The 14101-nt window shown below is 68.6% G+C and carries 12 protein-coding genes and 2 pseudogenes; 9 read left to right on the top strand and 5 right to left on the bottom strand.

Annotated elements, in window-relative coordinates; translation table 11 throughout:
• Positions 1-21 precede the first annotated feature (21 nt).
• The 3 genes from AB0H86_RS37090 to AB0H86_RS37100 form a co-directional block, all read right to left on the bottom strand.
• Entirely contained in the window at positions 22-420 is a 399-nt protein-coding gene (locus tag AB0H86_RS37090; RefSeq protein WP_362449255.1) for a DUF6153 family protein, read from the bottom strand.
• A gap of 258 nt (positions 421-678) precedes the next feature.
• Positions 679-1563 carry a diiron oxygenase gene (locus AB0H86_RS37095; RefSeq protein ID WP_362449257.1) on the bottom strand — a complete coding sequence of 295 codons (885 nt, stop codon included), beginning with the start codon at positions 1561-1563 and terminating at the stop codon, positions 679-681.
• A gap of 531 nt (positions 1564-2094) precedes the next feature.
• The gene (locus tag AB0H86_RS37100; RefSeq protein ID WP_362449259.1) at positions 2095-2739 is read right to left on the bottom strand and encodes a hypothetical protein; all 645 of its coding nucleotides are present in this window, start codon (positions 2737-2739) and stop codon (positions 2095-2097) included.
• A gap of 319 nt (positions 2740-3058) precedes the next feature.
• Here AB0H86_RS37100 and hemL point away from each other — a divergent pair, with 319 nt between their 5' ends.
• The 7 genes from hemL to ccsB all read left to right on the top strand — a co-directional run bounded on the left by hemL (position 3059) and on the right by ccsB (position 10846).
• A complete protein-coding gene (gene hemL, locus AB0H86_RS37105) occupies positions 3059-4375 on the top strand; it encodes a glutamate-1-semialdehyde 2,1-aminomutase (RefSeq protein ID WP_362449261.1) in 1317 nt (438 codons plus the stop codon).
• A 50-nt stretch (positions 4376-4425) separates the two neighbouring features.
• A complete protein-coding gene (locus tag AB0H86_RS37110; protein WP_362449385.1) occupies positions 4426-5073 on the top strand; it encodes a histidine phosphatase family protein in 648 nt (215 codons plus the stop codon).
• Positions 5074-5215: 142 nt separating this feature from the next.
• Positions 5216-6499 (top strand): hypothetical protein, encoded by a 1284-nt coding sequence (locus AB0H86_RS37115; RefSeq protein WP_362449263.1) that lies wholly within the window; start codon positions 5216-5218, stop codon positions 6497-6499.
• A 66-nt stretch (positions 6500-6565) separates the two neighbouring features.
• A complete protein-coding gene (locus AB0H86_RS37120) occupies positions 6566-7216 on the top strand; it encodes a TlpA disulfide reductase family protein (protein WP_362449265.1) in 651 nt (216 codons plus the stop codon).
• A 1-nt stretch (position 7217) separates the two neighbouring features.
• Positions 7218-7988, top strand: coding sequence for a cytochrome c biogenesis protein CcdA (locus tag AB0H86_RS37125; protein WP_362449267.1), 771 nt, complete (start codon positions 7218-7220; stop codon positions 7986-7988).
• 3 nt (positions 7989-7991) lie between these two features.
• Complete coding sequence (locus AB0H86_RS37130) at positions 7992-9749, top strand: cytochrome c biogenesis protein ResB (protein WP_362449269.1); 1758 nt, start codon at positions 7992-7994, stop codon at positions 9747-9749.
• Positions 9746-10846 carry a c-type cytochrome biogenesis protein CcsB gene (gene ccsB, locus AB0H86_RS37135; protein WP_362449271.1) on the top strand — a complete coding sequence of 367 codons (1101 nt, stop codon included), beginning with the start codon at positions 9746-9748 and terminating at the stop codon, positions 10844-10846. Before AB0H86_RS37130 ends, ccsB begins: the two co-directional genes overlap by 4 nt.
• A gap of 13 nt (positions 10847-10859) precedes the next feature.
• On the opposite strand, the gene AB0H86_RS37140 is transcribed toward ccsB, so the two are convergent.
• Both AB0H86_RS37140 and AB0H86_RS37145 read right to left on the bottom strand, forming a co-directional pair.
• Positions 10860-11849, bottom strand: coding sequence for a 2-oxoglutarate and iron-dependent oxygenase domain-containing protein (locus tag AB0H86_RS37140; protein WP_362449272.1), 990 nt, complete (start codon positions 11847-11849; stop codon positions 10860-10862).
• Positions 11842-12300 carry a nucleoside deaminase gene (locus AB0H86_RS37145; protein WP_362449274.1) on the bottom strand — a complete coding sequence of 153 codons (459 nt, stop codon included), beginning with the start codon at positions 12298-12300 and terminating at the stop codon, positions 11842-11844. The genes AB0H86_RS37140 and AB0H86_RS37145 overlap by 8 nt, the downstream gene beginning before the upstream one ends.
• A 213-nt stretch (positions 12301-12513) precedes the next feature.
• On the opposite strand from AB0H86_RS37145, the pseudogene AB0H86_RS37150 reads away from it, so the two are divergent.
• Together AB0H86_RS37150 and AB0H86_RS37155 are read left to right on the top strand one after the other, a co-directional pair.
• Positions 12514-13263: pseudogene (locus AB0H86_RS37150) on the top strand (SPFH domain-containing protein); the annotation flags it as partial.
• Positions 13264-13317: 54 nt separating this feature from the next.
• Positions 13318-14067 (top strand): annotated as a pseudogene (locus tag AB0H86_RS37155) (serine/threonine-protein kinase); the annotation flags it as partial.
• Positions 14068-14101: the final 34 nt, after the last annotated feature.

Below are 14101 nucleotides of genomic sequence, written 5' to 3' on the forward strand. Positions count from 1 at the left end.
TGACGTGGTGCCGCGTGGTGTCTAGATCCGCAGGAGTTGGAGTTCCGCCAGAGACGGTGGCGCGCGTGCGCTGTCCGGGGCCTCACCCGCATACGGGCAGACGGCGTCGGCGCGTACGGGGACGGCCACCGGGTCGGGAAGCAGGGCGGGCAGGACCGGCGCACCGCTCACCGCGGCCGCAGCGCACGTCGGATCGGCGTGCTGGAGGTGCCCTCCGCCGCAGTGCCCACCGCCCCCGGCGCAGTCGTCATGAGCGCTGACCGCGACGGCCGTCATGTGCGGCGTGGCGGCGTGTCCATGACCGGCGCCGCCGGGAGCCAGGGCGTGCATGGCCAGGAGCCCGGCCAACACCCCGAGCACGAGCAGCGCCCGCCACCGCCACACGGGCGGTGACCCAAGGTGCTGCTCGGAGCTCGTCATCGCGATCATCCTAGGCGGAGCCTGTGAAGCGGGCTCATCGGCGGTGTCCGTGTGGGTACGGCTGCGGCGCCGCCCGCGTTCACCGTGATCGAACTCGTGGGGGCCGCTGATGCCCTGCCCCATATGACATGGAGCGGGAGTCGTCGCCGCACGGGTCTCGACGCAGTCCTCGATGAACGCGGCGTCACGGACCGGCCGCCGCTGGGACGCTGACCCTGGACCGGATCACAAATGCGCAGTGCCTCGGCAGGGGGCAGATCAACGGAGGAAGCCCGAGGTACGCCACAGCCTGCGGCACGGGCCTGACAACAGGCCGATGTCCCCGAGGAACGTGGTCAGCTTCTCCGCCGACTGGACCAGCACCTCCCGCCTGTGTGCACTGGCCCGGACGGCGGCGATGGCCTCGGCCGGATCGATCCCTACCGAGGTATACACCTGGGGGCGGATCATCGATCGGGCGACGACGCCCGCAACGACGGCGCTCACATATCGAGTGAATTCCGTTTCGCATCGGGATGCGCTCTTCATCCTGAGACGCATCTCTTCGCGTTCATACCGGATGTGCCTGGATTCCTCGACGACATGGACGCGCATGACATCACGCACCAGCGGCTGCACTCGCTCGTCCCGGAGCGTCTGGCGCTGAATCCAGTCCATTACCTCTTCGGCTATCAGCAGCGCGATAAAGATGGAGGAAGAGGGCAGTGCAGGAAGAAAGTGCCCGAGAATATGATCCACTCGCCCAGGCCGATAGGTGGGTGTTTCGAGCCGGAGCACCTCCCTCGCGAACATTTTCGAGTGGCGGCATTCCTCCTCGATTTCGGTGAGGGCGTACCGTACGTGCTCACTGGTGGGATCGAGGGCTGTGCAGTGCCGCAGCAAAGCCTGCATGCCGACGAGCTCGAACCAGATTCCGATGGAGGCCGTGCAGGCTGCCTCGTGCCGGCTCAGGTCGATCTGCTGCTCTTGTGACATCCGGTCCCACAGCGGCGTGTCGTACAGCGAACAAAGTTCCGGTGACAGGAACCATGCCCCCTCCACCAATTGTGCACCCCAGTCGATCTCCGTATCGGGATCTAGCGAGTGCTTGACCGAAGCCGCGAGCAGCCTGGTTGCCACCTTTTCGCGATCAGGAGTTTCCATACGCCCTCCCCTCTGGAACTCCCCGCCCTTCCCCGATGAAGTACCCGCCGGCTGCCCCGCTCATGCACTACGAGACGAAAATCAACCCCCCACCTATTGCATTCTTTTCATATTATCGCACCGCCGCGCACTGCTTCGAGAACATATCCGCCCCGGCACTCTCGCAGATCACCGGACACACACCAGCACCCATGTTTTCCGCCGCACCGACGACACCAAGGCCATCCATCAAGAAGCGACAAGAATCACGGACGGGCGGCAGGAAAGCCGCCGGAGCCTCAGCCTCGATACCCGGTCAACGACCACGCCTGCAATGAAACCCGGCACCGGAAGCTCAGGCGACGACGCCCTCACGGAAGCGGAAGACGAGGCGGAAGACGGCAGCGGCCCGCCCGTCCGCCGCTCAGGGCACACCAGCGCCCCCAGCGAAACCACTGTGTCCTCAACCCGCCCTGGCCGCCTGACGGCCCTTCTCCGGCACTGAAAAGGGCGAGGCCCGAAGACCCCGCCCACTACCACCAAAGCCTCAGCTCACGGCCACACCAGGCAATAAGGCTGATGCCCCGCCTCATGCAACCGATGGCTGAAGTCCTGCCACTCATGCAGCAGTTGGTACACATTGAACGCGTCCCGCGGCCCGCCCCGGTCCGGGACCGTCGACCAGATGAACGCCGCCGCGCCGACCGCTTCCTCGCCGATGCCGCGCAGGGGATCGACGACCGTCATGGGGAGCTTGACCACCGCGTAGTCGGGGTGGAGGACGACGAGTTCCAGTGGGGGCACCTTGTTGAGGGGGACGCCTTCGATGCCCGTGAGGACCATCGCCGCCATCGTCTCCGGCTTGATCTTGGTGAACATGCCGTTCATCCCGAGCTCGTCGCCGCCGAGTTCCTCGGGGCGCATCGAGATCGGGACGCGGGCCGCGGTCGCGCCGTCCGGCGCGCCGAAGTACTTGTACGTCACCCCCACCCGACCACCATTCCTGCTCCCCGCCCTGAGCCGTTCGACTCGTCGGTCGGTCAGCTCGGACTCGTTCGGTCCACCCGGTACACCCGGTACAACGTGTCCTTGACGTGGTTCGTTCGATTCCTCCGCCTCGCGTCGGTGCCTTCCCCCTCGGGCACGTCGAGGACCCAGGTCGTCGGTCCCCTCGCCCAGTCCGCCACCGCGATGCATATCTCCACCCGACTGCTTTTCTAGGAGGCGTGGCCCCCGCCGCGCAACCCGATCATCGTGTCAGTGACCTCCCCCACGGCCGCCTGACGAAACGTGCGTTGAAACACCTGTCCGCAGGATCTTCGCAGCCCCTGAACAAGCCTCCGTACACCTATACGTACGCCGGGGCCGTATGAGTTGTGTGTGTCAGGGGCCAGTTTCGCAGATCGTCGGGGGCGGGCGACGGCCTCGCGGTCGCCCGCCCCCGCTGGCCTACCCTGAGGAGGTCACTGACAGCCGGTGTCCGAGAAGTCGGGGAAGGTCGGAGAAGTCGCAGGTCATGAACGAATATCCCTATGCATACGACGTGCCTGCCTCGCAGGCCCTGTTCGACCGAGCGGCCGCCGTCACACCGGGCGGGGTGAACTCCCCGGTGCGCGCCTTCCGTGCCGTGGGCGGAACGCCCCGGTTCATGGTGTCCGGCACCGGCCCGTATCTGACGGACGCGGACGGGCGGGAGTACGTCGACCTCGTCTGCTCCTGGGGGCCCATGATCCTCGGGCACGCGCACCCCGAGGTCATCGCCGCAGTACAGGAAGCCGTCTCCCGTGGGACCTCCTTCGGTACCCCCGGTGAGGGCGAGGTCGCGCTCGCCGAGGCGATGGTCGACCGGATCGACCCCCTGGAGCAGGTGCGGCTGGTGTCCAGCGGCACCGAGGCCACCATGTCGGCCATCCGGCTCGCCCGCGGGTTCACCCGGCGCTCCAAGGTGATCAAGTTCGCCGGGTGTTACCACGGTCACGTCGACTCCTTGCTCGCGGCGGCGGGCAGCGGCGTGGCGACCTTCGCGCTTCCCGACACCCCCGGTGTCACGGGCGCCCAGGCCGGCGACACCATCGTCCTGCCGTACAACGACCTCGACGCCGTGCACGCCGCCTTCCGCGCCCACCCCGGCGAGATCGCCTGCCTGATCACCGAGGCGTCCCCGGGCAACATGGGCGTCGTGCCGCCGATGCCCGGTTTCAACCAGGGGCTGAAGGACGCGTGTGCCGAGAACGGCGCGCTCTACGTCTCCGACGAGGTCATGACCGGTTTCCGGACCAGCCGGAGCGGGTGGTACGGCATCGACGGGGTCCGGCCCGACCTGATGACCTTCGGCAAGGTCATGGGCGGCGGGTTCCCGGCCGCGGCCTTCGGTGGTCGCGCCGATGTCATGGAGCACCTCGCGCCCGCCGGCCCGGTCTACCAGGCCGGCACCCTCTCCGGGAACCCGATCGCCACCGCCGCCGGCCTCGCGCAGCTCAGGCTCCTCGATGACGCGGCATACGAGAAGGTCGACGCCGTGTCGGCGCGGATCCAGGCGCTGGTCTCGGACGCGCTCGCCAAGGAAGGTGTCGCACACACCGTGCAGAACGCCTCCAACATGTTCTCCGTCTTCTTCACGGACCGCCCGGTCCGCGACTACGAGGACGCCAAGGCGCAGGAGTCGTACCGCTTCACCGCCTTCTTCCACTCGCTGCTGGCGAACGGTGTCTATCTGCCGCCGTCGTCCTTCGAGTCCTGGTTCGTTTCCACGGCCCACGACGAGCGGGCCATCCAGCGGATCGCCGACGCCCTTCCGGCGGCGGCCCGAGCGGCTGCGGAGGCCACCGCGTGAGCGAGAACGCCAACAACGGCAACGGCGGCGACGTCACCGTCATCCACGTCATGCGGCACGGTGAGGTCGCCAACCCCGACGGTGTCCTCTACGGCCGTCTCGCGGGCTACCACCTCTCCGAGCTCGGCCGGCAGATGGCCGACCGGGTCGCCGAGCATCTCGCCCCCCGCGATGTCACCTATGTCTGCTCATCCCCGCTGGAGCGGGCGCAGGAGACGGCCACGCCGATCGCCAAGACGCACGGGCTGGACCTCGCCACCGACGAGCGGCTCATCGAGGCCGAGAACGTCTTCCAGGGCAAGACCTTCGGGGTCGGCGACGGGGCGCTGCGGCGGCCGGAGAACTGGAAGCACCTGGTCAACCCGTTGCGGCCGTCGTGGGGTGAGCCGTACGTCGACCAGGTGGTGCGCATGATGGGCGCGCTGGACACGGCGAAGGACCGGGCGCGGGGGCACGAGGCCGTGCTCGTCAGTCACCAGCTGCCGATCTGGATCGTGCGGTCGTACGTCGAGAAGCGGCGGCTGTGGCACGATCCGCGCAAGCGGCAGTGCACGCTGGCCTCGCTGACGTCCTTCACCTACCGGGGTGACAAGATCGTCTCTGTCGGCTACACCGAGCCGGCCCGCGACCTCGTCCCCGCCCACCTCCTCGCCGGCGCCAAGCCGGTCAAGGGCAAGGGCAAGGCCTTCGGGGCGTGAACGCGGAACCCCGCGAGGTTTTCGCGGCGTAAACCCTTTCCCGCAGCCTCTGTTACGAAATCCGTAAGCACCGGAGGAACCTCCCCGTTCGTCGCCTCCTCTGACTGGGTGACCACCAGAGAACGCGACGAACGGGGATGCCATGCGCACTCTCACCCGCAGGGGAGCACTCGGACTCGGGGCCGGAGTCGCGGCCGCCGCCGGACTCGCAGGCTGCGGCAGCCTCACGGCCTCAGACGGAACGAGCCACCCCGGCGGTTCCGGGAGCGGCCGTCCCAGCAGCAGCCCCAAGCCCACCGCCCGCCCCCTCGGCGACGGCTCCACCGCTTTCACCGGCAAGCAGCCCCACCAGCCCGCGAAACCCGAGCCGTTGGAGCCCGGCCAGACCCCGCCGCAGTTCGTCGTCTTCTCCTGGGACGGCGCGGGCGAGGTCGGCAACGGTCTCTTCCCCCGCTTCCTGGACCTCGCCAAGGAGCACGGCGCGAGCATGACCTTCTTCCTGTCGGGGCTCTATCTGCTCCCCGAGTCGAAGAAACGTCTCTACGACCCGCCGAACAACCCCCGCGGCGCCTCCGACATCGGCTACCTCACCGACGAGCACGTCAAGGCGACGCTGACGAACATCCGCCGCGCCTGGCTCGAAGGGCACGAGATAGGCACCCACTTCAACGGCCACTTCTGCTCCGGCTACGGCACGGTCGGCAACTGGTCGCCCGATCAGTGGCGCAGCGAGATAGACCAGGCGAAGGGCTTCGTCAAGGAGTGGCGGACCAACACCGGCTGGACCGACCTGCCCGCGCTGCCCTTCGACTACGACAAGGAACTCATCGGCAGCCGGGCGCCCTGCCTGCTCGGCCAGAACAACCTGCTGACCACCGCCCGTGAGCTCGGCTGGCGCTACGACGCCTCCTCGCCGGGCGGGCGGCAGACGTGGCCGCAGAAGCAGCGGGGGATCTGGGACCTGCCGTTGCAGCAGATACCTTTCCCCGGACGCGGTTTCGAAGTGCTCTCCATGGACTACAACATGCTGGCGAACCAGTCGATCAACTCGACCAAGGCTCCCGCCCACAACTACCCGGGCTGGCGGCAGCAGTCCTCGCAGGCGTACATACAGGGATTCAAGCGGGCATACGAGACAAACCGCGCCCCCTTCTTCGTCGGCAACCACTTCGAGCAGTGGAACGGCGGCATCTACATGGACGCCGTCGAGGAGGCGTTCAAGCACATCGCGCGGGAGAAGGAGAAGGGCGAGGACGTACGCCTGGTCTCCTTCCGGCAGTTCGTGGACTGGATGGACGTACAGAAGCCCGAGGTGCTGGACAAGCTCCGTTCGCTCGATGTCGGCCAGGAGCCCGCCGGTGGCTGGAAGGAGCTCCTGAAGGAGACGCCCGCGACCGGCTCGACAGCATCCGGGCAAGCCGCCTGAAATGCGGGTTTCCGCCCGCAAGGGGGGTGCGCAAGATCCCCGGAACGGGCATGCGAAACTTTTCACATGAGTGCCGCCCACCGCGCCCCCCTGCGCTCGAAAGACTCGTCCACCGCGCAGCGCACCAACCGCATCCGTAGCCGCGCCGTCCTGCTCACCGCCGGTGCCGCGGCTGCCGCGCTGACACTCTCGGCGTGCGGCTCGGGAGGTACCTCGGGCGGTGGCGGCGACACCAACTTCGTCACCGGGACCAACGGCATCTCCACCGCCGCGAAGGGGGAGCGGGCCGACGTACCCGACCTGTCCGGCAAGACCGTGGACGGCGGTCAGGTGGACGTCGCCGACTACAAGGGCAAGGTCGTCGTCCTCAATGTGTGGGGCTCCTGGTGCCCACCCTGCCGTGCCGAGGCGACGAACTTCGAGACGGTCTACAAGGACGTCAAGGACCAGGGCGTCCAGTTCGTCGGCATCAACACCCGCGACGCCAAGGTCAGTCTGGCCAAGGCGTTCGAGAAGGAGTTCGAGGTCAGCTACCCGAGTCTCTACGACCCGACGGGCAAGCTGATGCTCCGCTTCGAGAAGGGCACGCTCAACCCGCAGGCCATTCCCTCGACGCTGATCATCGACCGCGAGGGCAAGATTGCCGCGCGCACGCTGCAGGCGCTCAGCGAGGAGAAACTGCGGGCCATGCTCAAGCCGGTCCTCGCGGAGAAGTGACGTGACCGCGGTCACCACGCTCGCCGCCGACGGCCTCAACGGCACGGTGCTCAACGGCGCCCTGCTGGTGGCCCTGCCCATCGCGCTGCTCGGCGGCATCGTCTCCTTCTTCTCCCCGTGTGTCCTGCCCCTCGTCCCGGGCTATCTCTCGTACGTCACCGGCGTCACCGGCACCGATCTGGCCGAGGCCCGGCGCGGGCGGATGGTCGCGGGCTCCTCGCTGTTCGTCCTCGGCTTCACCGCCGTGTTCGTCTCCAGCGGGGCCCTGTTCGGCTACTTCGGCGAGACGCTCCAGGACCACAAGGACGTCACGTCCAAGGTGCTGGGCGTGTTCATGATCCTCATGGGTGTCTTCTTCATGGGGCTGATGCCCTGGATGACCCAGCGGGAGTTCCGCTTCCACCAGCGGCCCTCCACCGGACTGATCGGCGCCCCCGTGGTCGGCGCGCTGTTCGGGATCGGCTGGACACCGTGCATCGGCCCGACCCTCGCCTCCGTACTGACCCTGTCCTCCCAGCAGGGCAGCGCGGGCCGCGGGGCCATACTGACCGTCGCGTACTGCCTCGGTCTCGGTATCCCGTTCGTGCTTGCCGCGGTCGCCTTCCGCAAGGCCCTCGGGGCCTTCGGCTGGGTCAAGCGCCACTATGTCTGGGTCATGCGGATCGGCGGCGGCATGATGATCGCGACCGGGCTGCTGCTGCTGACCGGCGCGTGGGACAGCATCGTGCAGGAGATGCAGACCTGGTCCAACGGCTTCACTGTGGGGATCTGAACGATGAGCACGACTCCGAACACAGCGTCCGACACCGCCGCCGAGCGGTCGGACGACCAGGACCTGGGCGCAGCCGGCTCCCAACTGTCCACCGCCCCCCAGGAGGACGCCCCCAACCTGCCCACCATGGGCGTCATCGGCTGGGCCCGATGGTTCTGGCGACAGCTCACCTCCATGCGGGTCGCGCTGCTGCTGCTCCTGCTGCTGTCGCTCGGCGCGATCCCCGGCTCGCTGATCCCGCAGAGCGGGACCGACGAGACGAAGGTCGCCGCCTTCCAGCAGAAGCACGCCATCCTCGGCCCGGTCTACGACAAACTCGGTCTCTTCCACGTCTACAGCTCGGTGTGGTTCTCGGCGATCTACATCCTGCTGTTCATCTCCCTCATCGGCTGCATCGTGCCCCGCAGCTGGCAGTTCGTGGGCCAACTGCGCGGCCGCCCGCCCGGCGCGCCCCGGCGCCTGACCCGGCTGCCCGCCTACACGACCTGGCGCACCGAGACCGAGCCCGAGCAGATCCGTGCAGCCGCGCTCGCCCTGCTGAAGAAGCGCCGCTTCCGCGCCCACGTCGCCGGTGACGCGGTCGCCGCGGAGAAGGGCTATCTGCGGGAGTTCGGCAACCTCGCCTTCCACATCGCGCTGGTCGTGATGCTGGTCGCCTTCGCCTGGGGCCAGCTCTTCAAGTCCGAGGGCAACAAACTGATCGTCGAGGGCGACGGCTTCTCCAACACCCTCACGCAGTACGACGACTTCAAGTCCGGCACCCTGTTCAGCCAGGACGACCTGGACCCCTTCAGCTTCACCCTGGACGACTTCACCGGCACCTACGAGACGTCCGGCCCGAACCGGGGCACCCCGCGCCGCTACCAGGCGACCGTCGACTACAGCATCGGCGCCTACGGCAAGGACCAGAAGACCACCGTCAAGGTCAACGAGCCGCTGCGGGTGGGCGACTCGAAGGTCTACCTCACCGCCCACGGCTACGCGCCCGTCATCACCGTGCGCGACGGCAAGGGCGAGGTCGTCTTCCATGACGCCGTACCGCTGCTGCCGCTCGACTCCAACGTCACCTCCACCGGTGCGATCAAGGTCATGGACGGCTACCGCGACGCCAAGGGGCAGAAGGACCAGCTCGGTTTCCAGGCCGCCTTCCTGCCGACCTACGGCGGCGGTACCTCGGTGGTCTCGCAGTTCCCGGCGCTGACGAACCCGGTGCTGAACCTGGAGGCGTACCACGGCGACCTCGGTGTCAACGCGGGCATCCCGCAGAGCGTGTACCAGCTCAACAAGACCAACATGAAGGGGTTCAAGGACTCCAAGGGCCAGCAGCTGCGGAAGAACCTGAGGCCCGGCGAGACCATGGAACTCCCGAACGGCGCCGGCTCGGTCACCTTCGACAAGGGGATCAAGGAGTGGGCCAACTTCCAGGTCACCCGGCAGCCCGGGGCCGGCTGGGCGCTCGGCGGTGCCGTGGTCGCCATCTTCGGTCTCGCCGCCTCCCTGTTCATCCAGCGCCGCCGGGTGTGGGTGCGGGCCGTCGAGGGCGCCGACGGTGTCACCGTCGTCGAGATGGCGGGCCTCGGCCGCAGCGAGTCCGCCAAGGTGCCCCAGGAACTCGGCGACCTCGCCGGGATCCTGTACGACCAGGCACCGGGCGCCCCCGCCCCAGAAGACCCGTCCGACGCCTCCGACTCCGACGACACCCCCACCCCCGACATCCCCGACCCCGAAGTCGTACCTGCCGAAGGGGCTGAGACCAAGTGACTCTCGCCGCCGCAACCGATCTGGCCGCCGCAACCAACGAAAACCTCGCGAACCTCAGCAACACGCTGATCTACTCCGCGATGGCCGTCTACACCCTGGCCTTCTTCGCGTACATCACCGAATGGATCTTCGGTAGCCGCAGCAAGATCGGCCGTACCGCGGCGGCACTCACCACCAAGGCCGGGAGCGGCGCGAAGGCACCGGCGGTGACCGTGCAGAACGCCGGCGGCACCGCCGTACTGGAGCGGCCCAAGGTCGTCGTACGGGCCGCCGCCGGGGCGCGCGACGTGCCGGACGGGCCCGGGGCGCACGGCGGGAACGAGCAGGGCGACCTCTACGGGCGTATCGCCATCTCGCTCACCGTGCTCGCGTTCCTCATCGCGTCCGGTGGGGTGCTCGCACGGGCTCTGTCGGTGGGGCGGGCGCCGTGGGGCAACATGTACGAGTTCAACATCACCTTCTCCACCGTGGCCGTCGGGGTGTACCTGGTGCTGCTCGCGCTGCGGAAGAACGTGCGCTGGCTCGGGCTGTTCCTGATCACGACGGTCCTCCTCGATCTCGGCATCGCCGTCACTGTCTTGTACACCGCCAGCGACCAGTTGGTTCCCGCTCTCCACTCGTACTGGCTGTACATCCACGTCTCGACCGCGATCCTCTGCGGCGCGGTCTTCTACATCGCGGCCGTCAGCACGATCCTCTACCTGTTCAAGGACTCGTACGAGAACAAGCTGGCGGGCGGCGGCACGCCCGGCAGCTTCGCCACGTCCTTCCTGGAGCGACTGCCGTCCTCCGCGTCCCTGGACAAGTTCTCCTACCGCGTCAACGCGGCCGTCTTCCCGCTGTGGACGTTCACGATCATCGCGGGCGCGATCTGGGCGGGCGACGCCTGGGGCCGCTACTGGGGCTGGGACCCCAAGGAGACCTGGGCGTTCATCACCTGGGTCGCCTACGCCTGCTACCTGCACGCCCGCGCCACGGCCGGCTGGAAGGGCCGCAAGGCCGCCTACCTGGCCCTGATCGCGTTCGCCTGCTGGCTGTTCAACTACTACGGCGTGAACATCTTCGTCGGCGGCATGCACTCCTACGCGGGCGTGTAGTTCAGGGCGGCTGTCAGTCCACCGTGATCGAGTCCAGCTTCGCCCGCAGATACACGTGGGAGTCGACGGGCTCGTGCGCCACCCGGCCCACCGGCGCCGGGACGGACTCCACGCGGGTGCCCGGCGTGCACTCGCCGAAGTAGACGAGGGACATCAGCTCCTCGGCGGGCGCGTCGGACGGCGGGGGAAGTACCCGGTGGCGCCCCGACCGCCAGCGGTCACCGGTCCAACGGGCCAACAGGTCACCGACGTTGATGGTGAACGCGTCCGGGTCGTAGGGCGCGTCCTCCCAGCCGCCCTCGTCCGTGTACACCTGGAGGCCGCCCTTGCCGGCCTGGCGGTCGAGGATGGTCACCGTCCCGAAGTCGGTGTGCGGGCCGATGCGGAACTGGCCCGGCTGCGGGTCGCCGACGACCTCCGTGCCCGGGTACCAGTTGATGTTGAAGCCGTACGTCGGATGGTCCATGTGCCGTGAGAAGAAGTCGGGTTCGAGGCCGAGCGCCTCGCCGAGGAGGGACAGCAGTTCCTTCTCCAGGTCGGCCATCCGCGCCAGGTACTCCTCGCACAGCGACTGGAGCTCCGGCGTCTGAGCCGGCCAGACGTTCGGCGCGTACCACTCCGCGTTGACGACCGGGTCGTCGAACGGCTCGTGCGTCGCGAACGTCAGCGACTCCTTCAGGTCCGGCGGGGTCTCGGTCCCCTCCGAGTACCCGTTGGCCTCCGCGCCCGGCCCCAGCCAGCCGCGCCCGCCGACCTTCGCCGCGTACGGCTGCTTGGCCTCGGCGGGCAGCGCGAAGAAGTCCCGGGCCGACGCCCGGATGCGGGCACGCAGCGACGGGTCCACACCGTGCCCGGTGACCAGGAGGAACCCGGCGCTCTGGAGGGCCTCGTCCACGGTCCGGGCGATGCCGGCGCGGACGTCCGGGGCGCCGTTCAGCCAGGGGCGCAGGTCGATGGTCGGGATGCGGGGGTTGGGGCGGGGCTGGGGGCGGGGCTCAGGCACCGATGTCCTCGTTCCACAGAGCAGGGTTCTTGCCGATGAACTCGCGCATCATCCCGACGCACTCGGGGTCGTCCAGGAGCACGATCTCCACGCCATGATCCGCCAGCCAGTCGTGCCCGCCGTGGAAGGTGACCGCCTCGCCGACGACGACCCGCGAGATGCCGAACTGGCGGACCAGACCGGAGCAGTACCAGCACGGGGAGAGCGTGGTCACCATCGTCGTCCCGTGGTACGTCCGTTGCCGTCCCGCCGCCCGGAAGGCGGCCGTCTCCGCGTGCATAGAGGGGTCGTCGTCCTGGACGCGCCGGTTGTGGCCGCGGCCGAGGAGGGTGCCGTCGGGGCCGTAGAGGGCGGCGCCGATGGGAATGCCGCCCTCGGCGAGCCCGGCGCGGGCCTCCTTCACGGCGGCGGCGAGCCAGGTGTGTGCCGTCGCCTGATCCATGGGGTCCATGTCCTCCCTCTCCGGTGACCACCTGGTGACCACTCTCCCGCGACCGGACCACTAGGACAACGAGCGAAAAGACCTGGCGGCAACCGGGGGGGGCGACTTCGACGGGCGGGCTTCGGACGGTGGTCCCAGCGTGGGAGAGTCTGGGACACTCCGCACAGCGGCAGCCGAGAAGGGCACAGCACAGAGGTGCCTCGGGGGAGCAGGGGGGTCGCGATGAACGTGGGCTGGGTGTTACTGATCGTCGCCGGGGTGGTGCTCGTCGGGCTCCCGGCGAGCTGCCTGAAGACAATCCCGCAGGCGAGCGCGGCCATTGTCGAGCGCTTTGGCCGCTACACGCGGACACTCCCCCCTGGCCTCAACATCGTCGTCCCGTTCATAGACACCATCCGCAACCGCATGGACCTGCGTGAGCAGGTTGTGCCGTTCCCGCCGCAGCCGGTGATCACCCAGGACAACCTGGTCGTCAACATCGACATCGTCATCTACTACCAGGTGACCGACGCCCGGGCCGCGACCTACGAGGTCGCCAGCTACATCCAGGCGATCGAGCAGCTCAACGTCACCACGCTCCGCAACATCGTCAGCGGGATGGACCTGGAGCGGGCCCTGGCCTCCCGCGTGGAGATCAACCTGGCGCTGCGCGGTGTCCTCGACGAGGCCACTGGCAAGTGGGGCATCCGCGTCAACCGCGTGGAACTGAAGGCCATCGAACCGCCCACCTCCATCCAGGACGCGATGGAGGAGCAGATGCGCGCCGACAGCGAGAAGCGCGCCGCGATCCTCCGTGCCGAGGGTGACCGGCAGGCCGCGTTGATCCAGGCGGAGACGGAGCGGGCCGTGGCCGCGGCGCGCGGCCCGGAGGACGGCGCACGTGAGCACGCAGCGGCGTACGTCCCGGCCGCCTACGCCCCCGTACACCAGCCGCTCCACCGCGACGACCCGCGCCGACTGGGTCGCTACCGGCTGACGGCACGGCTCGGACAGGGCGGGATGGGGACGGTGTATCTCGGGGTGACCCCGGGGGAGCGTCTGGTCGCGGTCAAGGTGATCAAGAAGGACTTCACCGACGACCCCATGTTCCGCAAGCGGTTTCGCCGTGAGGTCGACTCCGTGCAGCGGGTCGGCGGATTCCACACCGCACCGGTGGTGGCCGCGTTCCCCGACGGCGACCCGCCGTGGCTGGCCACCGAGTACATCCCCGGCCCCTCATTGCACGACCTGCTCAGACAGGTCGGCGCGCTGCCCATCCGGACCCTGTACACCCTCGCGCTCGGGGTCGCCGAGGCGCTCGGCGGCATCCATGCCTGCGGCATCGTCCACCGCGACCTCAAGCCCAGCAACATCATCGTCTCCGGCATGGGGCCACGCGTCATCGACTTCGGTCTGGCCCGCGCCCTCGACGGGTCCAAGCTCACCCGCTCCGGCCATGTCGCCGGCACCCTGGGGTTCCTCGCACCCGAGCAACTCACCGGAGTGACGGTCACCCCAGCGGCCGACGTGTACGCGTTCGGCATGGTGCTGTGTCACGCTGCGGGTGCCGCGCCCCTCAAGGACGGTGAGTCCTTTGAGTCGGCCCTTGAGTTGCTGCCGAAACGGCTGGTCCGTGTCATCACCCGTTGCCTCGATCATGATCCGGCACACCGACCGACCCCCGCCCAGGTCCTCACGGAGCTCTCCCCGAGCCCGGCTCCCTCCGAGGACTGGCTGCCGCCCCACATCCGCGCGATGGTCGACCTGCACAACCGTCCCACCGCGTCCGCGTCCTGAACCGCCCCGTCCGCAGCACCACCGCCCCCGCTCT

This window comes from Streptomyces sp. NPDC050997 (genome assembly GCF_040660135.1).
Classification (GTDB): Bacteria; Actinomycetota; Actinomycetes; order Streptomycetales; family Streptomycetaceae; genus Streptomyces.

What these genes read in the sequence shown, in the direction of transcription:
- AB0H86_RS37130 (WP_362449269.1), top strand. Translation starts at nt 7,992, where the DNA reads ATGAGCACGACTCCGAACACAGCGTCCGACACCGCCGCCGAGCGGTCG.
- AB0H86_RS37090 (WP_362449255.1), bottom strand. Translation starts at nt 420, where the DNA reads ATGACGAGCTCCGAGCAGCACCTTGGGTCACCGCCCGTGTGGCGGTGG.
- AB0H86_RS37115 (WP_362449263.1), top strand. Translation starts at nt 5,216, where the DNA reads ATGCGCACTCTCACCCGCAGGGGAGCACTCGGACTCGGGGCCGGAGTC.
- AB0H86_RS37110 (WP_362449385.1), top strand. Translation starts at nt 4,426, where the DNA reads ATGCGGCACGGTGAGGTCGCCAACCCCGACGGTGTCCTCTACGGCCGT.
- AB0H86_RS37145 (WP_362449274.1), bottom strand. Translation starts at nt 12,300, where the DNA reads ATGGACCCCATGGATCAGGCGACGGCACACACCTGGCTCGCCGCCGCC.
- hemL (WP_362449261.1), top strand. Translation starts at nt 3,059, where the DNA reads ATGAACGAATATCCCTATGCATACGACGTGCCTGCCTCGCAGGCCCTG.
- AB0H86_RS37095 (WP_362449257.1), bottom strand. Translation starts at nt 1,563, where the DNA reads ATGGAAACTCCTGATCGCGAAAAGGTGGCAACCAGGCTGCTCGCGGCT.
- AB0H86_RS37120 (WP_362449265.1), top strand. Translation starts at nt 6,566, where the DNA reads ATGAGTGCCGCCCACCGCGCCCCCCTGCGCTCGAAAGACTCGTCCACC.
- AB0H86_RS37100 (WP_362449259.1), bottom strand. Translation starts at nt 2,739, where the DNA reads ATGCATCGCGGTGGCGGACTGGGCGAGGGGACCGACGACCTGGGTCCT.